The organism is Kitasatospora sp. NPDC034533, assembly GCF_055575155.1.
Window position 1 is genome coordinate 1 of the sequence record NZ_JBVITE010000083.1, and the last position, 20977, is coordinate 20977.

20 protein-coding genes are annotated in these 20977 nt (G+C 74.7%); 5 read left to right on the forward strand and 15 right to left on the reverse strand.

The features are described 5' to 3' along the window. Positions 1 to 139: 139 nt before the first annotated feature. Entirely contained in the window at positions 140 to 460 is a 321-nt protein-coding gene (locus ACZ55U_RS35155) for a hypothetical protein (protein ID WP_465532949.1), read from the reverse strand. A 351-nt stretch (positions 461 to 811) separates the two neighbouring features. On the opposite strand from ACZ55U_RS35155, the gene ACZ55U_RS35160 reads away from it, so the two are divergent. Further along, positions 812 to 1564 (forward strand): hypothetical protein, encoded by a 753-nt coding sequence (locus ACZ55U_RS35160; RefSeq protein ID WP_465532950.1) that lies wholly within the window; start codon positions 812 to 814, stop codon positions 1562 to 1564. Positions 1565 to 1664: 100 nt separating this feature from the next. Continuing rightward, positions 1665 to 2504, forward strand: a complete 840-nt coding sequence (locus tag ACZ55U_RS35165; RefSeq protein ID WP_465532952.1) for an SAM-dependent methyltransferase — start codon at positions 1665 to 1667, stop codon at positions 2502 to 2504. 53 nt (positions 2505 to 2557) lie between these two features. Here ACZ55U_RS35165 and ACZ55U_RS35170 read toward each other — a convergent pair whose 3' ends face one another. Genes ACZ55U_RS35170 through ACZ55U_RS35180 form a run of 3 tightly spaced genes read right to left on the reverse strand, consistent with a single transcriptional unit; the run spans position 2558 to position 5164 of the window. Beyond that, complete coding sequence (locus tag ACZ55U_RS35170; RefSeq protein ID WP_465532954.1) at positions 2558 to 2926, reverse strand: hypothetical protein; 369 nt, start codon at positions 2924 to 2926, stop codon at positions 2558 to 2560. 22 nt (positions 2927 to 2948) lie between these two features. After that, on the reverse strand, positions 2949 to 3590 hold the full coding sequence (locus ACZ55U_RS35175) for a maleylpyruvate isomerase N-terminal domain-containing protein (RefSeq protein WP_465532956.1): 642 nt from the start codon (positions 3588 to 3590) through the stop codon (positions 2949 to 2951). Further along, positions 3587 to 5164: an MFS transporter gene (locus ACZ55U_RS35180; RefSeq protein WP_465532958.1), complete on the reverse strand. Its 1578-nt coding sequence runs from the start codon at positions 5162 to 5164 to the stop codon at positions 3587 to 3589. The genes ACZ55U_RS35175 and ACZ55U_RS35180 overlap by 4 nt, the downstream gene beginning before the upstream one ends. A gap of 271 nt (positions 5165 to 5435) precedes the next feature. Here ACZ55U_RS35180 and ACZ55U_RS35185 point away from each other — a divergent pair, with 271 nt between their 5' ends. After that, a complete protein-coding gene (locus ACZ55U_RS35185; RefSeq protein ID WP_465532960.1) occupies positions 5436 to 7502 on the forward strand; it encodes an MDR family MFS transporter in 2067 nt (688 codons plus the stop codon). Positions 7503 to 7521: 19 nt separating this feature from the next. Here the strand turns inward: ACZ55U_RS35185 and ACZ55U_RS35190 are convergent, their stop codons facing one another. From ACZ55U_RS35190 to ACZ55U_RS35205, 4 genes are all read right to left on the reverse strand, one after another. Then, positions 7522 to 8091 carry a Uma2 family endonuclease gene (locus tag ACZ55U_RS35190; protein WP_465532962.1) on the reverse strand — a complete coding sequence of 190 codons (570 nt, stop codon included), beginning with the start codon at positions 8089 to 8091 and terminating at the stop codon, positions 7522 to 7524. 69 nt (positions 8092 to 8160) lie between these two features. Next, positions 8161 to 8652 carry a GNAT family N-acetyltransferase gene (locus tag ACZ55U_RS35195; protein WP_465532964.1) on the reverse strand — a complete coding sequence of 164 codons (492 nt, stop codon included), beginning with the start codon at positions 8650 to 8652 and terminating at the stop codon, positions 8161 to 8163. A 130-nt stretch (positions 8653 to 8782) separates the two neighbouring features. Beyond that, a complete protein-coding gene (locus ACZ55U_RS35200; RefSeq protein ID WP_465532966.1) occupies positions 8783 to 10042 on the reverse strand; it encodes an MFS transporter in 1260 nt (419 codons plus the stop codon). A 111-nt stretch (positions 10043 to 10153) separates the two neighbouring features. Beyond that, the gene (locus tag ACZ55U_RS35205) at positions 10154 to 10810 is read right to left on the reverse strand and encodes a GntR family transcriptional regulator (RefSeq protein WP_465532968.1); all 657 of its coding nucleotides are present in this window, start codon (positions 10808 to 10810) and stop codon (positions 10154 to 10156) included. A gap of 201 nt (positions 10811 to 11011) precedes the next feature. Between ACZ55U_RS35205 and lysA the strand changes: the two genes are divergently transcribed. Further along, positions 11012 to 12352 carry a diaminopimelate decarboxylase gene (lysA, locus tag ACZ55U_RS35210; protein WP_465532970.1) on the forward strand — a complete coding sequence of 447 codons (1341 nt, stop codon included), beginning with the start codon at positions 11012 to 11014 and terminating at the stop codon, positions 12350 to 12352. 9 nt (positions 12353 to 12361) lie between these two features. After that, on the forward strand, positions 12362 to 13288 hold the full coding sequence (locus ACZ55U_RS35215) for a LysR family transcriptional regulator (RefSeq protein ID WP_465532972.1): 927 nt from the start codon (positions 12362 to 12364) through the stop codon (positions 13286 to 13288). Between the two features lie 40 nt (positions 13289 to 13328). Here the strand turns inward: ACZ55U_RS35215 and ACZ55U_RS35220 are convergent, their stop codons facing one another. From ACZ55U_RS35220 to ACZ55U_RS35250, 7 genes are all read right to left on the reverse strand, one after another. Beyond that, positions 13329 to 14537 carry a hypothetical protein gene (locus tag ACZ55U_RS35220; protein ID WP_465532974.1) on the reverse strand — a complete coding sequence of 403 codons (1209 nt, stop codon included), beginning with the start codon at positions 14535 to 14537 and terminating at the stop codon, positions 13329 to 13331. 152 nt (positions 14538 to 14689) lie between these two features. Next, positions 14690 to 15583: a serine hydrolase gene (locus tag ACZ55U_RS35225; RefSeq protein WP_465532976.1), complete on the reverse strand. Its 894-nt coding sequence runs from the start codon at positions 15581 to 15583 to the stop codon at positions 14690 to 14692. After that, positions 15580 to 17220, reverse strand: a complete 1641-nt coding sequence (locus ACZ55U_RS35230) for an N-acyl-D-amino-acid deacylase family protein (RefSeq protein WP_465532978.1) — start codon at positions 17218 to 17220, stop codon at positions 15580 to 15582. Before ACZ55U_RS35230 ends, ACZ55U_RS35225 begins: the two co-directional genes overlap by 4 nt. After that, positions 17220 to 18020 (reverse strand): amino acid ABC transporter ATP-binding protein, encoded by an 801-nt coding sequence (locus ACZ55U_RS35235; RefSeq protein WP_465532980.1) that lies wholly within the window; start codon positions 18018 to 18020, stop codon positions 17220 to 17222. Before ACZ55U_RS35235 ends, ACZ55U_RS35230 begins: the two co-directional genes overlap by 1 nt. Continuing rightward, a complete protein-coding gene (locus tag ACZ55U_RS35240; RefSeq protein ID WP_465532982.1) occupies positions 18017 to 18997 on the reverse strand; it encodes an amino acid ABC transporter permease in 981 nt (326 codons plus the stop codon). Before ACZ55U_RS35240 ends, ACZ55U_RS35235 begins: the two co-directional genes overlap by 4 nt. A 31-nt stretch (positions 18998 to 19028) precedes the next feature. Next, positions 19029 to 19919, reverse strand: coding sequence for an ABC transporter substrate-binding protein (locus ACZ55U_RS35245; RefSeq protein ID WP_465532984.1), 891 nt, complete (start codon positions 19917 to 19919; stop codon positions 19029 to 19031). Between the two features lie 143 nt (positions 19920 to 20062). Next, positions 20063 to 20881, reverse strand: coding sequence for a hypothetical protein (locus ACZ55U_RS35250; RefSeq protein WP_465532986.1), 819 nt, complete (start codon positions 20879 to 20881; stop codon positions 20063 to 20065). Positions 20882 to 20977: the final 96 nt, after the last annotated feature.

Sequence of the window (20977 nt, forward strand, 5' to 3'; positions counted from 1 at the left end):
CGCGCAACGACACAGCACACCCGCCGCACCAAACACGACATGAAGCACCGACCCCCTCCCCTCTCCCCCCCCCCCCCCTCCCCCACCCCCCCTCCCCCCCCCCCCCCCCCCCCCCCCCCCCCCGGCGTCCGCACTCCCGTCACCGGTCCCCCGCGCGCAGCTCGATGGCGAGCTGCCGCCGCCCGGCGACCAGAGCCTCCAGCACCACCCCGAGGCAGGCCGCCAGCGCCAGGCCCGCCGTGGGCAGCAGCACCGGCAGCACCGCGGGACGCGGCACCTCGGCGGACTTGACGCCGACCAGGCTGGAGAGGTCGAAGGCCGGACCGATCGCGGCGAGGAAGACGGTGACGAAGGCGAGGGCCGCGACCAGCAGGGCGGCCCACGGCTCCGCCCGCAGCCGGGTGGGAACCCAGCGCGCCGGCCGGTGGGCGGCTCCGGGCGTGCCGGTCTCGGTGGCCACCGTCTCCTCCACTCCGGTCGCGTTCGGGTGGGAATCGTACAGGCCAATTCCCTTTCTCCAAGCCTTGGTTGGCGAAGTCGAAGCCGCTTTCCCGGGTGCCCGAAGGGGAGTTGAACCGGCGCGGCCCCCACAGCCGTGATAGACGGTCACTCCCGCCTCTCCGGGCGGTCATCACGGGCGCAAACCACCCGAACCGGTGGTGCTTCCACGGTGGTTCGAACTCCGATGCGGGTACACCAGTTGACGGCCGCCCAGGTGCACGGCTTCGCCCGTCCGACGCCGCCGTCACCCGTCCCCCGCGGCCAGAGGAATGCGGGCCAAGGCGCCCGTGCGAAAGGCAAGGAGGCGTCCGTGCTTCACGACTCCCTCACTCAGAACTCCCCCGGTGCCCGGCGCGACGTCCAGGACGTACGGACCATCGCGATCCTGCGTCTCGGCGTCGGCCTGATCGGCATCCTGCTGCCACCCGCCCTGCCGTTCGGCAACTGGCTGTCCGCCGAGGTGACGGGGCGCAGCACGGACGGCTTCTGGCCCGTCTCGATGAGCGCCGCGTACTACACCGGCACCCGGAACGTCTTCGTCGGCGCGCTGTGCGCGCTCGGGGTGTTCCTGATCTGCTACCGCTACGACCGGCGGGACGACCGCTGGAGCACGGCGGCCGGGTTCTTCGCGCTCGGGGTGGCACTGTGCCCGACGTCCCCGGGGCCCGGCGCGTCCGGCCTCCAGCGCACCGTCGGGGTGTTCCACCTGGCCTTCGCCGGCCTGCTGTTCGTCATGCTGGCGCTGTTCTGCCTCTACTCCTTCCGCAACCCCCGCTCCACCCAGCCCGCGCGGGTGGGGACGGCCTACCTGGTGGCCGGGGTGGTGATCCTGGCCGCCCTGGCGCTCACCGTGCTGGCGGGGGTGACGGGCGCCGGCTCGCACTGGTCCGTGCACCCGCTGTACCTGTGCGAGTGGCTGGCGACGTGGGCCTTCGGCCTGGCCTGGATCGGCGCGGCGCTCGAACTCGCGGCGCGCGCCCGGGCGGAGTCCGACACCACCGCTCTTCCCCGCCGGCCCGGCGGCGCCCCGCTCGACCCCCTGCACCCGGAGCCGCAATCCTGAACCCCCGTCATCTCGTCGTACCGGGCGACCGTTACCATGCGCACCATGGACCGCCGCGAGGGCGGCCGGTGACGGATTGCCCAACGACGGGAGAGCAGGCATGGCGAACGAGGTCCGGTCGGAGCGGGAACCGCGGAACGACCACCCGTCGGTGGACCTGCGGATGGACGTTCCGCACTCCGCCCGGGTCTACGACTACCTCATCGGCGGCAAGACCAACTTCGAGGCGGACCGCACGGCGGCGCACGCCTCGGTGCAGGCCTGGCCGTCGCTGCCGGTCTCGATGCGCACCACCCGCGACTTCATGCAGCGCTCGGTGCGCCACCTCGCCGAACGGTACGGCGTCCGGCAGTTCCTGGACATCGGCACCGGCATCCCCACCTCGCCGAACGTGCACGAGATCGCCCAGTCGATCGCCCCCGAGGCCCGGGTCGCCTACGTGGACAACGACCCAATCGTGCTGACCCACGCCCGGGCCCTGATGGACAGCACGCCCGAGGGCCGCACCTGTTACGTGGACGCCGACTTCCGCGACCCGGCGTCCATCATCGACAACCCCCGGCTGCGCGAGGTGCTCGACTTCTCCCAGCCGGTGGCGCTGTCGCTGATCGCGATCGTCCACTTCGTGCTGGACGAGGACGACCCCCAGGGCATCGTGCGCCGCTTCATGGACGCCCTGGCGCCCGGCAGCTTCCTCGTCCTGACGGTCTTCACCGGGGACACCGACCCGGTGGGCGTGGGCGGCGTCGGCCGCGAGTACAACGCGCGCGGCATCCCGCTCCAGATCCGCGACAAGGCGGAGACCGAGGCCTTCTTCGCCGGGTACGAGCTGCTCGACCCGGGCGTCACCCTGGTGCACCACTGGCACCCGGACGCGGACGCCGTTCCCGTCCGGGACCAGGACATCGCGATGTACGCGGGCGTGGCCGTCAAGCGCTGAGCACCGGCGCCCCACGACCGGGCGGGGAAGCGTTCGCTCGGCGGCGGGCCCGGTCAGCCGGACACCGCGACCGGGCCCGCCTCGTACGCCAGGATCACCAGCCGCACCCGGTCGCGGGCGTCGCGCTCGGCCGGCAGCCGGGTCATGGACGTCTTGACGGTCGCCACGACTCCCGACGACTCGCGACGCCGAACACCAGGTCGCTCACCGTGCCGCCGAAGCTCGACCCGCACCCCGGCCGCCGTGGTGGCCGCGGCCGGCCGGTCGACGTCGGCCAGTCCCTGCGGCCCGGTGTCCGAGGCCTCGCCGTCGGCCCGGCGCGGCGTGACCGGCATCCGGCGCGGCGCGGCCAGGGTGTCCCGCCCGGCGGCCTCGATCTCGCCCAGCGCCTGCTCGGGCCGCTCGGGCCGACGGTCGGTCACCCGGCGGGCGCGACGGCGCAGCTCAGAACGCCGCGATGCTCCCCGGTGCCCGCTCGGCCCGGCTCAGCGCCCGCAGCACGGCCGCCAGGCCGTGTCGCCGGACGGCCAGCCCGGTCAGCAGGCCTATCACCGACTCGGCGGTCTCCGGCGGGAGTTCGGGGCCCGGAGCCCCCACGCTGACCGCCAGGTCGTCGGCGTGGACGGCCAGTTCCATCGTCCGGGTGGCCAGCAGGTCGTCGAGGGTGAGCGACCACGGGCCCCAGAACGGCAGCCGGGCGGGCCGGGTGCCGTCCGCCGCCGCCAGCGTGAGGGCGAGTTCCGGCAGCACGGCGGTGAGCCGGCGGTGCAGCGCGGCCGGCCCGCTCGCCGCGAAGGCCTCGCTGCCCTGCCGGATCCGCACGTTGACCTCCGCGTCGAGCCCGGCGCCGACCCAGGCCGACCGGGCGTAGTGGTCCGGCAGGCCGACCACCGGCTCCTCCGGTACGGGCGCGGCCAGTGCCTCCGGCACGCAGAGGACCTGGTAGGCCAGGTGCCCGGCCAGCCCGCCGACGCTCCACCGCGCCAGCGCGCTCGGCCGCCGCCAGGCGCGGGCCACCTCCGGGCGGCGCAGCAGTTCCCCGGCCGCGAGGGCGGCGGCCAGGAAGTCCGTCCGGGAGTCCGTCACGGCCCGTCCCCCGCTCCGGGCCGGTCCCCCGCCCGCGATCCGTGCCCCGCCGTCGGCCCGCCCCCGGTTCTCGGTCCGTCTCCCACCCGCGGCCCGGCGGCCCGGAAGCTGCCCCGGCCCGAGGCCATGTCGGCGACCGCCACCAGCAGCGCCACCAGCACCATGCCCGCGGCGACCGTCACCCCCAGCTGGAAGGCCAGCGCCCAGTCCGGGCGGGGGCCCGCGGCGTGGGCGAAGAACACCGAGCCGACGACGGCGATGCCCACCGCCGAACCGACCCGCTGCGCGGTCTGCAACACCCCGCCCGCACTGCCCGCCCGGGCCACCGGCACCTGCTGGAGGGTCAGCGTCTGGTTCGGGGCGATCACCAGCCCGCTGCCCACCCCGGCGACCAGCAGCGGCAGCGCCGTCGTCCACCCCACGTTGGGCCCCGACCAGAACTGCACCGCGAGCGCCGAGGCCAACAGCCCGGCCAGCACCAGCACCAGCCCGGCCACCACCAGCCTCCGCCCGAGCCGGCTCACCAGACGGCCCCCGACCGCCGCGGACACGCCCGAGCCGACCGCGAACGGCGTGATCGCCAGGCCCGCCGTCAGCGCCGAGTAGTGCAGGCCCGCCTGGAGGTAGAGCGTGAAGATGAAGAAGATCGCGGTGAACCCGGCGAAGTACACCAGCGAGAGCAGCACCCCGGCCGCGTACGGGCGCACCGTGAACAGCGCCATGCTCACCAGCGGCTCGTGCCGCCGCCCGTAGGACAGCTCCCAGCCGACGAAGGCGGCCAGCAGCACCGCCGCCAGCGGCAGCAGCAGCCAGCGCGTCGAACCGTGCCACTGCTGGGCCTGGACGAACGGCAGCAGCAGCGAGACCGTGCCGGCGCCGAGCAGCAGCACCCCGACCGGGTCGAAGTCCCGGTGCCCGGCCCGCTGGTCGGCGGGCGGGGGCGCCGGGAGCAGCCGGTAGGCGACCGGCAGCGCGGCGACGCCGAGTGGCAGGTTGACCAGGAACACCCCGCGCCAGCCGTTCTCCGGGCCGACCAGGTGGATCAGCACACCGCCGAGCAGCGGCCCGACGGCGGTGGACAGCCCGATGGTCGCGCCCAGCGCGCCGAAGGCCCGGCCGCGTTCGGCGCCCTGGAACAGCACCTGGATGAAGCCGGACACCTGCGGCACCAGCACCCCGCCCGCCGCGCCCTGGAAGAGCCGGGCCAGCACCAGCCACTCCTGGTTCTGCGCCGCCCCGGCGAGCGCGCTGGCCACGGTGAACAGGGCGAGGCCGGCGAGGAAGACGGCCCGTCTGCTGCGGGCGTCACCGAGCCGCCCGGAGGGCACCAGCACCAGGCCGAAGGCCAGCGCGTAGCCGCTGAGCACCCACTGGAGGCCGCTGTCCGACATGTGCAGCCCGGCCCGTACGGTCGGCAGGGCGACGTTGACGATGCTGACGTCCAGCAGGGTCATGAAACCGGCGACCAGGCAGATCGTGAGCGCCCGCCAGCGCCGGGTGACGGCCCGCCCGCCCACGGCGGAGGCGCCGGGCTTCGTGGGGGGCGCGGTGCTGCGCGGGTGGTCGGCGGTCATGGGAGCCTCTTCCCGGGGGCCGGGGGCGTCCTGGTCGGCGATCTGTCCGAGATCGGCGCCGGGGTACGAGGTCGGCGCTGTGAGGTCGGCGCTGGCAGGTCGGCGCTCCGATCGGCCTCGCGGGGGCGACGGGGCGACCGCCGCCCGGCCCATCGTCGCCCGGCCCACCGTGCGCCGCCACCCGGGCCGATCACCTGGCTCCCGCCACCCACTTTCACCCGAACGGGTGAACCGGATCGCGAGCGGCCACCTCACCCCGGAGGCTGACGGCATGACCGTCGCCACCGAGAACCCGCCGTCCGCCCCACCGGTGCTGGACATCCGGCAGCGGAACGTCGTCTTCGCCACCATCGTGCTCGGCATGCTGCTGGCGGCCCTCGACCAGACCATCGTCGGCACCGCCCTGCCCACCATCGTCGCGGACCTCGGCGGAGCCGCCCACATGTCCTGGGTGGTGACCTCCTACCTGCTGGCCGAGACGGTCGCCACCGTGCTGGCCGGCAGGTTCGGCGACCTGTACGGGCGCAAGCTGCTGTTCCAGATCTCGGCGATCGTCTTCGTCGGCGGCTCGTTCCTGTGCGGGCTGTCCACCAACATGACGCTGCTGATCGCCTGGCGGGCCGTCCAGGGCATCGGCGCGGGCGGTCTGATGGTCACCTCCATGGCGCTGATCGCGGACGTCATCCCGCTGCGCGAGCGCGGCAAGTACCAGGGTGCGATCGGCGCGGTGTTCGGGCTGGCGACGGTGATCGGCCCGCTGCTGGGCGGGCTGTTCACCGACCACCTGTCCTGGCGCTGGGCGTTCTACGTCAACGTGCCGATCGCGGTCGTGGTGGTCGCCGCGGCCGCCCGGACCATCCCCTCGGTGCGCTCGGCCGTGCGGCCGGTGATCGACTACCTGGGGATCGCGCTGGTCGCGGTCGGGGCCAGCGCCCTGATCCTGGCGACCAGTTGGGGCGGCAACGAGTACCCCTGGGGCTCCGGGGTGATCATCGGCCTGTTCGTCGGCGGCGCGGTGGCGCTCGGCCTGTTCTGCTGGGCGGAGACCCGCGCCGTCGAACCCATGCTGCCGATGCGGCTGTTCCGCAACCCGGTGTTCGCGGTCTGCTCGGTGCTCAGCTTCATCGTCGGCTTCGCCATGCTCGGCGCGCTGACCTTCCTGCCGACCTTCCTCCAGTACGTGGACGGCGACTCGGCGACGGTCTCCGGCGTCCGGATGCTGCCCATGGTGATCGGCCTGCTGATCGCCTCCATCGCCAGCGGCAACGCCGTCAGCAAGACCGGCAGGTACCGGCTGTTCCCGATCTTCGGCACCCTGGTGATGGCCCTCGGCCTGTACCTGCTCTCCCGCCTCCAGCCGGGCACCGGCACCGCGCTCGCCTCGCTGTACATGTTCGTGCTCGGCGTCGGCATCGGGCTGAGCATGCAGGTGCTGACCATCGCCGTGCAGAACACCGTCGACTACGCGGACCTCGGCACCGCCACCGCCGGGGTGACCTTCTTCCGCACCATCGGCAGTTCCTTCGGCACCGCCGTGTTCGGCACCATCTACGCCAACAGCCTGAAGACCGAACTCGCCACCGGGGTCGGCACCGCCGCCCGGCTCACCGGCGCCGACCCGGCCGTGCTCGCCCATGCCGCCGGGAGCCCCCAGGGGCTGCACCGGCTACCCGCCGACCAGGCCGCGCCCATCGTCCGGGCGTACTCCGACGCGCTGCACACCGTGTACCTGTGGACCATCCCGGTGGCCGTCGTCGGCTTCGTCGTCGCCCTCTTCCTCAAGCAGGTGCAACTGCGCGACACCACCCGGGCCGGTTCCACCGACATGGGCGAGGGCTTCGCCCAGCCGACCACCAGCGACTCCGACCCGCACCTGGAGTTCGCCGTCGGCAAGATCGTGCGCGGCGTGGACCTCGACACCGTCCGCGGCATCGTCGACGACGCCGACACCCGGGTGGACCTGGCCGGCGCCTGGGCGCTGATGCAGGTGGCCGGGCACACCGAGGCCGTCGGCCACGCCTCGCTCGACCTCATCGCCGCCCGCAAGCGGGTCCCGCCCGAGGTCCTGGCCCCGGTCTTCGACCGCATGGCCGCCGAGGGCTACCTCACCCGCGACGGCGACCGCCTCACCCCCACCGAGGCCGGCAGCCACGAGGTCCGCGCCCTCGGCCGCGCCTGGTCCCACTGGCTCAACGCCCGCCTCGACGCCGACGCCGGCCGCCCCCGCAGCCCCCGGCTGCGCGCCGCCGCGGACGCCATCGCCTGGCGCCTGCTGGTCGAGGACCTCGCCACCGGTCTCCCGGCCCACGCCCGCCCGAAGGACGACGCGAAGGTCTGACGCGGGGAGCCGGGCGCCCCTACAGGCGGGTGGTGTCGAGCTCCAGATCGAAGGGAGCCGGCAGGTGGACCGGAGTGCCGAAGGGGTCCGGGCCGCTCTCGGCGGCGTAGCCGAGGCGGGTCGGCTCGCTGTACAGGGTGCAGCTGCGGTTCTGCCGGTCCACCAGGAGGTAGAGCGGGGCGCCGTACTGCCCGTAGCGGCGGCGTTTGACGACCCGGTCGGTCTCCGCGGTCGACGGCGAGCTGACCTCGACGATCAGGAGCGTCTGATCGGGCAGCAGCGCGCCTTCGGTCTTCTCGGCGAGTTCGGCCGGCACGACCGCCAGGTCGGGGATGTACCGGTTCTCGCTGCCGGGCAGGTCGAGGTCGCCGGAACCGGACACCAGGCCGAGCTGCTCCAACCGGGGGCCGAGCCGGCGACGAACGACCTCCGCGGCGGACTCGTGCGCCCACGACGGCGACCTCGGGGTGATGACGCCCTCGACGATCTCTGACCGGTCACCCGCCAGGTGCCGGACCGCGTACTTCGACGCCCTCTCGGGGTCGCTGACGGCGCTGTAGTCCCCGGGGGCCTGGGGTGCCGTACTCACGACGCGTCTCCTTCCTCACCGGATCGTGCTCAGCTCTGACCGCCCGGAGGGCGGCGGGGAGGCGTTCCGCTACAGGCTCCGCGCCAGGACCAGTTCGCGGCGCACGCCGTCCGCCATCAGGTCGCCCGGTTCGTCGGTGTCGGCGAAGCCGTGGCGGCGGTAGAGGGCGAGGGCGGCGGCGTTGTCCGGGGCGACCGCGAGCTTGAGGGTGGTGCGGCCGTGCCCGGCGGCCCAGGCGGCGATCTCGGCGATCAACCGGTCCGCCACTCCCCGGCCGCGCGCCCGCGGGCCGACCCACAGGGAGATCAGCTCGACGGCCGTCGCGTCGTCGTCGACCGGTATGCCGCTGGCCATCGCGACCGGGAGGCCGTCCAGCAGGGCCATCAGGTCGAGGGCGCCGGGGATCTCCAGCCGGGAGCGCCAGCGGCTCTCCTCGGCGTCCTGCCAGTCGGCCAGGGTCGAGCCGAAGGCGTACGGGGCCTCGGCCAGGGCGGCCAGGCGCAGCTCGCGCCAGAGCGGCCAGTCGTCGGAGGTCAGGGGGCGTAGTTCCAGGTCGGTCATGACGCGACCCTGTCGTACGGCACCCGGCCGGGCAACCGGTTTTCGGCCCGGACGGCACGGCGCCGCCCCGCCCGGGGAACGGGCTGGGCGGCGCGGGCGGCGCGGCGCACACCGGCCGGCACGGGCTGGGTCAGTGGGAGGTCTCGACCCGGACGGGTTCCGGCAGGGCGCGCCGGGAGGAGCGGAGGATCACGGCGAGGCTGGCGAGCGCCAGGACCGTCACCACGCCGAGCATCACGGTGTAGGAGGCCAGCGAGGAGAACGCGGCGAGCACGGCGGGCAGCAGGAACCCCGAGTAGCAGAGCGCGTAGTAGACGCCGGTGATGCCGGCCAGGTCGTCGGGGGTGACGAGGCGCTGGATCTCCAGCAGGCCGGAGACCACCCCGATGCCGTAGGCGGCGCCGAGGAGGAGCGCGCCGCCGAGGCCCAGCAGCGGGGAGCGGAGGGTCGCGTCGCCGGCGCAGACGGCCATGCCGCAGGCCATCAGGACCATGGAGACGATCACCCCGCGCGCCGAGGAGAGCGAGTCCAGGCGCTTGGCGAAGGGCTGGACGAGGGCACCGGTGCCGAGGGTGAGGACGGTCAGCAGGGTCGCGTAGGCCAGCGACCACTGGCCCAGCCGGTCCCCGACCAGCTGCGGGGTGACGGCGTACGCGACACCGGCCGAGCCGAACACCCACGGGGCCATCGGCAGGACCACCCGCACGAAGCGGCGGTGCCCGGCCGCCGGGACCTTGAGGTCGGCCCAGAGGCTGCGGACGGCGGGGGTGCGCTCGCGGGTCTCCACAGCCTTCGGGAGCAGGAACAGCGCGGGCGCGGTGACCACCAGGTGGGCGAGGTACGGGGTGACCATCGGCCAGGGGCCCCACTGGGCGAGCGCGCCGGCCACCCCGGCGCCGAGGCCGAAGCCGGCGGTCAGGGCGAGGGAGGCGCGGCGGGCTCCGGCGCCCGGGTCGGCGGCCCGGTCGTGCGGGGCCTGGGAGAGTTCCTTGACCCAGCTGGTGCCGACCGCCATCGCGATGCCGACGGCTATGCCGGTGAGGAACCGTCCGCCGTAGATGGGGAGTTGACCGGCCGTGCCGCCGCACAGCACCCCGCTGGCGGCGAGCGAGACGGCCACCGCCGCGATCATCAGCGGGCGGCGGCCGTAGCGGTCCGAGGCGGCGCCGCCGGCCAGCAGTCCGGGAACCAGCCCGAGGACGTACGCCCCCAGGAAGGCGTCCACGGTGACCTCCGAGTAGCCGCCGAGGTGGCGGTACATCAGCAGCAGCGGGGTGAACTGGTTGCCGCCCCAGCCGCAGCAGAGCATGGCGAGGGCCGCGAGCAGCCACGGCCGCCCCCGGCCTGACGGTGCGACGGGACCGGCGGACGGCGGCCGGGTGGTGCTCATGGTGGTGCTGCTCCTTGTCGGGTGGTCGGGTCCCGGCGGTCCGTCGGGGGTGCGCGCGGGCGTCCGCGCGGCGAGGGGCGCGCGAGGTCGACGCGCGCCGCGAAGGGTGGCTCAGTGGTCGGTGACGCCCCGGTGGGCGTCCAGGTGGGCGCGCAGCGCGGCGGTGAAGCCCTCGGCGTCGCGGGCCGCGATCCGGTCGACGAGCAGGGTGTGCTCCTCGACCAGCGAGGCCAGCCGCTGCGGCTGCACCCGCAGCAGCTGGACGGCCATCCGGCGCTGGCGGTCGCGCAGCGTCCCGTAGAAGCGCTCGGACAGCTCGTTGCCGGAGGCGGTCACGATGCCCCGGTGGAAGGCCTCGTCGGCGGCGGCGAAGGCGCCGAGGTCGGCGCGGCGGGCGGGTTCGCGCTGCTGGTCGATCAGCTCGGACAGCTGCCGCACCAGCGCGTCGAGGCCCTCGGGGCGGCGGGTGATCCGGCGCACGGCGGTGCTCTCCAGCGCCTCGCGCAGCTCCAGCACGTCCTCGGCCTCGCCCGGCCCCACCGGCACCACGACCGCTCCGCGCTTGGGGAAGAGCTGGAGCAGCCCCTCGGCCTGGAGCCGCAGGAACGCCTCCCGGACCGGGGTGCGGCTGAGCGAGGCGCGTTCGGCGATCTCGCCCTCGCTGATCAGCGTCCCGCCGGGCAGGCCGCCGCCGAGGATGAGGTCCTTGGTCAGTTCGTACGCGCGGTCCGCGGCCGGGACGCGGGCGGGGGGCGGGGTGTCGGCCATGGAGCACACCGTAGCACCATAGATGCAAGCTTAGATGCAAGGCCCCCGACCGGGCCCGTCCGCCGGACCGAGCATCGGTTTCGGTACCGCTCAGGGCCCGAAGAATGCGCTTTTCCCGCCGCTTCCCGCAGGACGAGGATGGGCGGGGCCAACCAGCCCCGCCGGGAGGAAGCCTTGTCCCCCATGTCGCCCCTGTCCCCCGTGTCACCGGCCCAGAGGCCCGTCGATCCTGGCCTGCTGCCGCTCACCGCCGAGTTCCGCCCCGAGGGGCTGGCCGTCGGCGGTGTGCTCCTGGACGAGGCCGCCCGCCGGTACGGCACACCGCTGTTCGTCTACGACGAGGAGCACCTGCGCCGGCGCTGCCGGGAGGCGGTGGCCGCCTTCGGCCGGGACAACGTCGCCTACGCCTCCAAGGCCTTCCTGTGCACCGCGATGGCCCGCCTGGCCGCCGAGGAGGGCCTGCTGCTGGACGTCGCCTCCGGCGGCGAGCTGCGCACCGCGCTGTACGCCGGGGTGGCCCCCGACCGGATCGTGCTGCACGGCAACAACAAGGACGAGGCCGAGCTGCGCACCGCGATGACCGTCGGCCTGCGCCATCTCGTGGTGGACAGCTTCGACGAGCTGGACCGGATCGAGCGGCTGCACCACGAGGAGGGCCTGCCCCCGGCCCGGGTCAAGCTGCGGGTGGCGCCCGGCGTCGCGGCCGGCGCCCACGAGGCGATCCAGACCGGCGGCCACGACTCCAAGTTCGGCTTCGGCCTGGCCGACGGCGCCGCCGCGGCCGCGGTGCGCCGGGCCGCGGGCTCCGCCGCCGTACGGCTGGAGGGCGTCCACGCCCACGTCGGCTCCCAGGTGCTGGACCCGGCCGAGCTGGCCGACGGCGCCGCCGCGGTGGCCCGCTTCGCGGTCGAGCACGGCCTGCGCCGGCTCACCGTCGGCGGGGGCCTGGGCGTGGCGTACCTGAACGGGCAGAGCGCCCCCTCCTTCGCCGTCTGGGCCGAGCGGGTGCGCGCGGCGGTGCGCGGCGCCGGCTGGAGCGGCGAGGTGGGCGTCGAGCCCGGCCGCTCGATCTCCGCCCGGGCCGGGCTGACGCTGTACCGGGTCGGCACCGTCAAGCGGATCGAGGGCGTGCGCACCTACGTCAGCGTGGACGGCGGCATGAGCGACAACCTGCGCCCCGCGCTGTACGGCGCCCGCTACGAGGCCTTCCTGCCGCGCTGTCCCGAGGCGCCCCGCCCGGGCCGCGCGCGGCTGGTCGGCAAGCACTGCGAGAGCGGCGACGTGATCGTCGACGACGCCGCCCTCCCCTCCGACCTGCGGGTCGGCGACCTGCTGGCCACTCCGGTGACCGGCGCCTACGGCTACGCCATGGCCTCCAACTACAACAAGCTGCCGCGGCCCGCCGTCGTCTTCGTCCGGGACGGCGAGGCCCGCCTGGTGGTGCGCCGGGAGACCGAGCACGACCTGCTCCGGCTGGACGTGGCCGCCACCGGCGGCGGCACCGGGGAGCCGGTGGCGGCGCAGCCGGCGTACACGTCCTAACCTGGGCCGATGCTGAACAGCGCCCGACTGCACGTCCTGCTGGAGATCGCCCGCCGGGGCACCATCGTGGCCGCGGCTCAGGCGCTGCACCTGAGCCCGTCCGCCATCTCGCACCAGCTCGCCCGCCTGGAGCAGGAGCTGGGCGTCGCGCTGGTGGAGCGGGCCCCGCAGTCCCTGCGGCTGACGCCCGCCGGTGTCCGGCTGGCCGAGCACGCCCAGGCGATCGCCGATCTGATGGCCGTCGCCCAGGACGACCTGCGGGCCCACTCGAAGGGCGCCGCCGGTGTGCTGCGGATCGGTTTCTTCGCCTCCGCCGGGCTGGACCTGCTGCCCCGGGCGCTGGCCGCGTTCGCCGCCGACCACCCGCAGGTGGAGCTGGAGCTCATCATGGGCCAGCCGCACGAGCTGGTCCCGGACCTGGAGGCCGGCCGGCTGGACGCGGCCGTCGTCTTCGAGCACCCGCTGGACCCGTGGTGCCGCCGGGCGGCGGTGGACGTGCGGATGTACTTCGAGGAGCCGCAGCTGGTCGTGGTGCCGCTGCGGCACCGGCTCGGGCGGCGCTCGGTGGTGCGGCTGGCCGAGCTGGAGGGCGAGAGCTGGATCGGCACCCACGGCGGCAGCACCGGGGAGCCGGTGCTCGAACGCGCCTGCGCGGCCGAGGGGTTCCGCCCCCGGGTGCGCTGCCGCAGCGACCACTACCAGGTGACCATCAACCTCGCTCGGGCCGGCATGGGCGTCGCGCTGATCCCGGCGCTCGGCCTGGCCGACAGCGCCGGGGTGCACGTGTGCCGGCTGGACCACCCGCAGCTGCACCGCCGGATCGGGGTGGCCACCCGGGCCACCAACCGCAACCCGGCGCTCCAGGCCTTCCTCACCGAACTCGGCGCCGCCGCCGGGGAGATCAGGTCCCTGCTGGACATGCAGTGGGCGCTCTGACCTCCCCGGGCGGCCCCCGCCGGCACGCCGCCGCCGCGGCCTACCGCCGCCAGCGGACGGCGTAGGGCCGCTCGTGGCCCGCGTCGCCGTCGCGGAAGAGCACGCCCACGGCGGTCCCGCCGTCGGGAGTGACGGCGAAGGCCTCGGAGGAGGGCAGCAGCGGCGACCAGGTGGGAAGCGCGGCCACGGATCCGTCGGGGGTCCAGCGCCGGGCGTGGACCCGGACGCCGGACGGCGCCGGATCGCTGGTGTGACCGACGGTGTAGCCCTGGTCGTCGATGCCGGTGGCGACGCTCGCGGGCGCGGTCGACGCGAGCGGCAGCGCGGTGCCGTCCACGCTCCAGCGCGCGGCCTGCCCGCCCTGACCGCCCACCACCGTGCCCGAGGCGTTCACGGCGTTCGCCACGCTGCCCGCGCCCAGGTCGGCGACGGTGCCGTCGGCGTCCCAGACCAGGGCGTGCTCCTCGTCCGGCGGGCCGCCCGGGCGGCCGGTTCCGATCACGATGCCGGAGTCGGTGATGCGGGTCGCGCGGCTGCTCGCGAAGCCCGTCGGCGCGTCCAGCGCGGTGACGCCCCCGTCGGGGCTCCACACGACCGCCCGCTCGGCTCCGCCCCCGCCGGCCGGGTACGAGTAGCCGACCGCCTCGCCCGAGCCGTTGACGGCGAGGGCCGCGCTCCCGCTGTCGCCCGGCAGCGGCGGCAGGGCGACGGGCGCGCCGCTGGGCGGCCACGCCACGGCGTGCTTGGAGGTCGCATCCCAGGAGGACCCGACCGCGGTGCCGTCGTCGCCGATCGCGGCGGGGAACGCCGCCGTGTCCCCGGGCAGCTGCGGCAGTTCGGCCGGCGTGTTCACGGAGGTCCAGCGCACCGCGTGCTCCTGGGCGCCGGGGGCCTGCGCGCGGGTGGTCCCCACCACCGTACGGTCCTTGTTGATTCCGGTCGGGCTCCCGTCGACGTCCCCCGGCAGGGCCGTGAGTTCGGAGACGGACCCGTCCGGGGTCCACAGCATCGCGAAGGTCTTGAGGTGTTCGCCGGTGACGGGATTCGCCACGACGACCTCGACGACGCTGGCCCCGCCGCGGCTGACGGCCTTGGGCACGTACGAGGTGGTGCCGGGCGGGACGGGCGGTGACTCGGACGTGTAGCCCCCCGGATGGGGGGCGGCGGCCGGTGCCGAGACCGCCGTCAGGGCCGCGATCGTGATCGCGGAGAGGGCCGCGGCTGCCGTGCGAGAGGTGCGCTTGCTCATGGAAGGCGTGGCTCCTGTCTCTCGTTGACGACACGGAGGCAGCACCGAGCCGACGGCACGCCGCTTCCCCGCCCCCGCGCCGCGCACCAGTGTGACCCGGCACGGCCGGGGCGCGCAGCCCGATCGGCGTTGTTCCCTGCCCGGATCTTTCGTCAACCAGCTTGCGGAACAAGGGGGTTGACAGAACGAGGGGCTTCCTGGCCGGGCCGCTGGGCCCAGGCCGCGAGGGCGCGGCCGACCTCCCGGATGGCGTGCACGGCGGCCCGCTCCGTGCTGGGCCCGAGCGCCACGTCCCAGTGCGCGATGACCGCGTAGGCCACCCGCCGGGCGCCCACGATGACGCCCGCGTCGGCCCGCACGCCGGTGTCCGTGCCGGTCTTGTTGGCCACCAGCAGCCGGCCGGGCAGCGGTTCGGGGAAGCCGGGCGCGTACGGGTCGTGGTCGATCAGCGCGGGCACCAGGCCGTGGTCGGTGTTGGCGCGCATCCAGCCGAGCAGCCGGGCCGAGGCACCCGGGGTGGCCATGGCGCCGCGGACCGCGAGGGCCACCAAGCGGGCCAGGCCCCGGGCGGTACCGGTGGCGAAGACCGGTGGGACGTCCGGCCCGCGCTCGTCGCGCACCCGGTCGTGCAGGGCGAGGTGCTCCAGCCCGAGGTCGCGCGCCAGCCGCTCGGTGGCGGGCAGGCCGACCAGGCGCAGCAGCGCGTTGGTGGCGGTGTTGTCGCTGACCGCGGCGGTCAGCCAGGCCAGGTCCTCGACCGTCCAGCCGGGGCGGCTGAGCCGGCCGAGCAGGCCGGTGCCGCCGGTGACGTCCTCGGGGAGGATCGCCACCGGCTGCCCGGCCGTCAGCTCCCCGGTGTCCAGCCGCCGGGCGACCTCGGCCAGCAGCAGCAGCTTGGAGGCGCTGGCGACGGGCAGCACGACGGCGTCGTCCACCCCCACCGACGCTCCCCCGCCCTCGGCGTCCACGTCGATGGCCGCGACGGACAGGGTCAGCGGGAGCGCCGCCGAGCTGCGGGCGGCGGCCGCCACCTGGGCGAGACTCATCGGACCCGCACCACCTCTCCGGCCCGGACCTCGGTCGGCCGGCCGTCGCGCACCGCGATCCGCCCGGCCACCACCACGGTCTGCACGCCGACCGGGGGCAGCAGCGGCTGCTCGAAGGTCGCGCCGTCCAGGACGGCCTCCGGGTCCAGCACCACCAGGTCCGCGACGGCGCCGTCCCGGACCACCCCGCGCCCGGCCAGCCGGAACCGCTCGGCGGGCAGGCCGGTCATCTTGTGCACCGCGAGCTCCAGCGGCAGCAGGCCCTGCTCGCGGCCGTAGTGGCCGAGCACCCGGGCGAAGCTGCCCGCCCAACGGGGGTGCGGACGGCCGGGTTTGGGCACGCCGTCCGAGCCGATCATGGACAGCGGGCTGGCCAGCACCCGGCGGACGTCGTCCTCGCGCATCGAGTGGCTGATGATGGTCACCTCGCCCCGCGCCTCCAGCAGCAGGTCGCAGACGTAGTCCACCGGGTCCGCGCCGCGCTCGGCGGCCAGGTCGGCGATCCGGCGGCCCTCGGCCGCGCGGCGGGCCGGGGCGGCGGCCACCGAGATGAGGTCCCAGCCGCCGTTGCCGACGGTGTTCTCCCAGCCCTCGACGCCGTTGGCGATGTCCGCCCGGATGCGGTCGCGCACCTCCCGGCCGCGCAGCCGCTCCAGCAGCGCGGCCGGCCCGCCCTCACTGGCCCACGGCGGCAGCATCGCGTGCAGCACGGTGCTGCCGGCGGTGTACGGGTAGACGTCGCAGAGCACGTCCACGCCGTCGGCGCGGGCCCGCTCCAGGCGCGGCAGGGTGCGCAGGGTGGCGCCCCAGGCGTGGCGGCCGGCGGTCTTGTGGTGGGAGACCTGGAGCGGGGCGCCGGAGCGCACCGCGATCTCCAGGGCCTCCTCCAGGGCCTTCTCCACCTGGGACATCTCGTCCCGAAGGTGGGTCACGTACGGCTTGCCGTGCCGTGCGGCGACCTTGGCCAGGGCCACGATCTCCTCGGTGTCGGCGTAGACGCCGGGCGGGTAGATCAGCCCGGTGGAGAGCCCGGCCGCGCCCTGGGCCAGCGCCCGGTCGAGCAGCTCGCACATGGCGGCCAGCTCCTCGGCGGTGGGCGGGCGGTCCTCGAAGCCCATCACCCCGGCGCGCAGCGTGCCGTGGCCGACCAGCGAGGTGATGTGGTTGCGGCGCAGTTCGGGCCGCTGGCCGGCGGCGAAGGCGTCGAAGTCCTCGGCGGGCCGCACCGGGCCGAGGCCGAAGGAGACCCGCAGGTGCTCGGCCAGTTCGGGCAGCCGGGCGGGCAGCCCGGGGAACAGGCTGATCCCGCAGTTGCCGCCGATCTCGGTGGTGACGCCCTGGAGCAGCGGGGCCAGCCGCAGCTCGTCCAGGGCGTCGCCGTCGGTGCCGGTACCGCCGTGGAGCGGGGCGGCGAGCGCGTCCGAGTGGGTGTGGACGTCGATGAAGCCGGGGGTGACGACCCGTCCGGTGACGTTCAGGGTCTCGGCGGCGGTCACCGCGCTGCCGGGCGGCAGGACGGTGACCCGGCCGGCCGCGACGGCGAGGTCGGCCGGGCGGGCGGGCGCCCCGGTGCCGTCCACCAGGGTGGCGCCGCGCAACAGCAGGTCGACCGGGGTCGAGGTCACGTCCGCTCCCATCAGAGCACCGTCGAGAGGAAGGCCCGGGTGCGGTCGTGCCGCGGGGCGGTGAACAGGTCGGCCGGGTCGCCGGCCTCCACGACGGCGCCCTGGTCCATGAAGACGACCCGGTCGGCCACCTCGCGGGCGAAGCCCATCTCGTGGGTGACGACGATCATCGTCATGCCGCTGCGGGCGAGGTCGCGCATCACGCCGAGCACCTCGCCGACCAGCTCCGGGTCGAGCGCGGAGGTGGGCTCGTCGAAGAGCATCAGGGTCGGCTCCATGGCCAGTGCCCGGGCGATCGCCACCCGCTGCTGCTGGCCTCCGGAGAGCTGGGCCGGGTAGTGGTCGGCGCGGTCGGCCAGGCCGACCCGGGCGAGCAGTTCGCGGGCCTGGCGCTCGGCCTCCGCGCGCGGCCGGCCCTTGACCGCCGTCGGGCCCTCCATCACGTTCTGCAGCGCGGTGCGGTGCGGGAACAGGTGGAAGCGCTGGAAGACCATGCCGATCCGCTCGCGCTGGTGGCGGATGTCGCGCGGGCGGCGCTCGCGCAGCTTGCTGCCGGAGGCGCCGTGCGGCTCGTAGCCGACGAGTTCGCCGTCCACCTCGATCCGCCCGGCGTGGATCTTCTCCAGGTGGTTGAAGCAGCGCAGCAGGGTGGACTTGCCGGAGCCGGAGGGCCCGATCACGCAGAGCACCTCCCCCGCCCGGACCTCCAGGTCGATGCCGCGCAGCACCTCCAGGTCCCCGAAGCGCTTGCGGACCCCGCGGGCCGACAGGACCACCTCGGTGGCCGGCTTCTCCAGATCGGTCGTGGTCACTTGCCCTCCCCCTTCTTCACGCGCTTGTCCGCTCCGCCGCGCCCGGGCCGCAGGTTCGCCAGCACCCTGCGGTGCAGCGCCGGCGGGGCGCCGGCCGGGTTGAACCTCCGCTCCACCGCGTGCTGGGCGACGCTCGCGATGGTGGTCAGCACCAGGTACCAGAGGGAGGCCACGATCAGCAGCGCGATCACCTCGAAGTTGGCGAGGTAGAGGTGCTGGGAGACGGTCATCAGGTCGGCGCCGGCGATCACCGAGACCAGCGAGGTGGTCTTCAGCATCGAGATGAACTGGTTGCCGAACGGCGGGATGATCACCCGCATCGCCTGCGGCAGCACCACCCGGGTGAGGATCTGCCGGTTGGACATGCCCAGCGAGGCGCCGGCCTCGCGCTGCCCGGGGTCCACGCTCTGGATGCCGGCCCGGACGATCTCGGACATGTAGGCGCCCTCGTTGATCGACAGGCCGAGCAGCGCCGCCACGAAGCCGGTGATCAGGGTGTTGGACTGCCAGCTGACCAGCTTGGGCCCGTCGAACGGGATCCCGATGCTGATCTCCGGGAAGAGCAGCGCCAGGTTGAACCAGAAGATCAGCTGGACCAGCAGCGGGGTGCCGCGGAAGAACCAGGTGTACGCCCCGGCGGTGGTCCGCAGCACCGGGCTGTCGGACAGCTGCATCACCGCCACGACCACGCCGATGACGATGCCCACCACCTGGGAGATCAGGGTGAGCTGGACGGTCACCCAGAGCCCCTCCAGGATCACGCCGTCGAACTGGTACTTGGCGACGATGTCCCAGTGCAGGTTGGGGTTGACGATGATCGTCCAGGCGAGCCAGACGGCGCCGAAGGCCGCCGCCAGCACGGCGAACCAGCGCGCCGGGCGGGGCCGGCCGGTCACCTCGAAGGCCAGGTCGTCGTCGAACGCGCCCGCGGGGGCGGCGGTCCGCCCGGCCGGGGCGGGCGTCGCGGGGTCTCTCATGTCGGTGCTCATCTCGTCGGTGCCGCCGTTCTCACTGCGCCGCGTTGACGGTGGCGCGCTCCACCGCGCTGCCGCCGACCTGGTAGGTGTCCAGGACCTTGCGGTACTCGCCGCCGTCGATCAGTTCCTGGAGCGCCTTCTGCACCGCGTCGCGCAGCCCGGAGTCCTTCTTCGCCACCGCGATGCCCCACGGCGCCGTCCCGTACTGCTCCGGCAGCACCTCGTAGGAGCCGCTGTTCTGCACGAACATCTGCGCCACCGGGTAGTCCACGATGGTGGCCACCGCCCGGTCGCTGTCCAGCTGGAGCAGCCCGGTCGGGGCGTCCTCGCTCTGCGAGATCGTCATCTTGGTCTCGCACTTGGCGTTCTGCTGCTCGCCGATCTCCAGGTTGGAGCTGCCCTTGGCGAGGACCACCTTCTTGCCGCAGAGGTCCTCCAGGGACTTGATGCCCTCGGGGTTGCCCTTCTTCGTCATCACCACGCCGCCGGTGCGGAAGTAGTCGACGAAGTCGACGGCCTGGCGGCGCTGCGCGCTGTCCGTCATGGACGACATCACCAGGTCGTAGCGGCCGGCCTGGAGGCCGGGGATCAGGCCGTCGAAGGAGGAGTTGGAGAGCTCCAGCTTCAGGCCGAGCTTCCCGGCGATGGCGGCGGCGAGGTCCGGGTCGACCCCGGTCAGCTCGGTGGTCCCGGTCTTGTACATCTCCATCGGCGGGTAGCCGACGGAGGTGGCCACTCTGAGCACGCCGCTCTGCTTGGTCTTGGCCGGGAGCAGCTCGACGGCGCTCTTGCCGGCGTTCTGCGCGGCCTGCGCGCCGCCGGCGGCCGTGGTGCCGCCCTGGTCGGAGCGCCCGCAGGCGGTGGCGGCCAGGACGACCAGGGACAGCGCGGCCAGACAGCGAAGGGAACGGGGGCGGTTCATCGGCTACTCCCTCGGGCGGTGACGGTGCGCCGATGCTGGCAGCCGAGTCCGGGTGAACGGAAGATGATGAAGCTATTGCTGCCTCACCAACGATTTTCGTACGGCTGACAGGGTCGTCCTGGGGACTTCCGGCACGTGCCCGGTCAGCCCGCGAGCCACGGGGCCTCGGGCACCCTGGCGTCCGGCTGCCGTCCGGTGACCTCGATGGTGGTCGGGGTGCCGAGGCCCGTCATCCGCATGGTCACCCGGCGCAGCCCGCCGTCGCCGTCGACCCAGTAGGTCAGCGGCGAGAGGCCGGTGTCCGGTGCGGAGCCCTGGGCGCGCGGGCCGGCGAAGCGGTCGTAGCCGCGGCCGTCGATCCGGTCCCGGCCCAGCCAGCGGGCCCCGGACTGGGCGAGCAGCAGCGGGTTGTCGGGGCGGTCCGCGCCGAGTTGGACCAGGAGGTTCAGCCCGGCGTCCAGCGGGTCCGCGGTGTAGGTGCGCGGCGACCAGCCCTGGCGCGGGATGTGCTCGGCCTGCTGCCAGGCCGGGGCGTCGGTGGCCACGGGAGCGGGCGTTCCGGTGGCGGCGTCCTCGTCGGGGGCCAGCCCGAGACCGCCGGTGTCCCAGACGATCAGACCGTGGTCCAGCGGACCGTTCGCTCCGGTGCTCCGGTAGCGGCCCACGCCCCGGTGGTTGCGGTAGTCGACGATCCCGTCGACCCGGATGCCGACGCCCCCGCCCTCGTCGGCCGTGAGCGTCACCGCCACCGGGCTCGCCTGGTAGAGGTTCAGCCGGGACAGGGCGAGCCGGCCCGCCTCGTCGGTGGTCACCGGGCGCTCGGTGGCCTCGTCGGAGACCGACCGGTAGACGGCCAGGCCGCCCGCCGCGGTGCCGCACACCACGATCGCGATCAGCGCCTTGAGCCAGACGGCCCGCCGGGGGCTCCGGCCGTCGGTCTTGGCCTTGGTCCTGCGGGGCATGCGGTCCGCTCCTCTCCTCGGTCGATCATGACAGTCGGGCGGGCCCGGGGACCCATGGTCCCGCGAACCCGCCCGATCGGGGCCCGGCTCCGGGCC

What these genes read in the sequence shown, in the direction of transcription:
- ACZ55U_RS35215 (WP_465532972.1), top strand. Translation starts at nt 12,362, where the DNA reads ATGCTGAACAGCGCCCGACTGCACGTCCTGCTGGAGATCGCCCGCCGG.
- ACZ55U_RS35220 (WP_465532974.1), bottom strand. Translation starts at nt 14,537, where the DNA reads ATGAGCAAGCGCACCTCTCGCACGGCAGCCGCGGCCCTCTCCGCGATC.
- ACZ55U_RS35250 (WP_465532986.1), bottom strand. Translation starts at nt 20,881, where the DNA reads ATGCCCCGCAGGACCAAGGCCAAGACCGACGGCCGGAGCCCCCGGCGG.
- ACZ55U_RS35240 (WP_465532982.1), bottom strand. Translation starts at nt 18,997, where the DNA reads ATGAGAGACCCCGCGACGCCCGCCCCGGCCGGGCGGACCGCCGCCCCC.
- ACZ55U_RS35180 (WP_465532958.1), bottom strand. Translation starts at nt 5,164, where the DNA reads ATGACCGCCGACCACCCGCGCAGCACCGCGCCCCCCACGAAGCCCGGC.
- ACZ55U_RS35165 (WP_465532952.1), top strand. Translation starts at nt 1,665, where the DNA reads ATGGCGAACGAGGTCCGGTCGGAGCGGGAACCGCGGAACGACCACCCG.
- ACZ55U_RS35225 (WP_465532976.1), bottom strand. Translation starts at nt 15,583, where the DNA reads ATGAGTCTCGCCCAGGTGGCGGCCGCCGCCCGCAGCTCGGCGGCGCTC.
- ACZ55U_RS35230 (WP_465532978.1), bottom strand. Translation starts at nt 17,220, where the DNA reads ATGGGAGCGGACGTGACCTCGACCCCGGTCGACCTGCTGTTGCGCGGC.
- ACZ55U_RS35245 (WP_465532984.1), bottom strand. Translation starts at nt 19,919, where the DNA reads ATGAACCGCCCCCGTTCCCTTCGCTGTCTGGCCGCGCTGTCCCTGGTC.
- ACZ55U_RS35185 (WP_465532960.1), top strand. Translation starts at nt 5,436, where the DNA reads ATGACCGTCGCCACCGAGAACCCGCCGTCCGCCCCACCGGTGCTGGAC.
- ACZ55U_RS35195 (WP_465532964.1), bottom strand. Translation starts at nt 8,652, where the DNA reads ATGACCGACCTGGAACTACGCCCCCTGACCTCCGACGACTGGCCGCTC.
- ACZ55U_RS35200 (WP_465532966.1), bottom strand. Translation starts at nt 10,042, where the DNA reads ATGAGCACCACCCGGCCGCCGTCCGCCGGTCCCGTCGCACCGTCAGGC.
- ACZ55U_RS35205 (WP_465532968.1), bottom strand. Translation starts at nt 10,810, where the DNA reads ATGGCCGACACCCCGCCCCCCGCCCGCGTCCCGGCCGCGGACCGCGCG.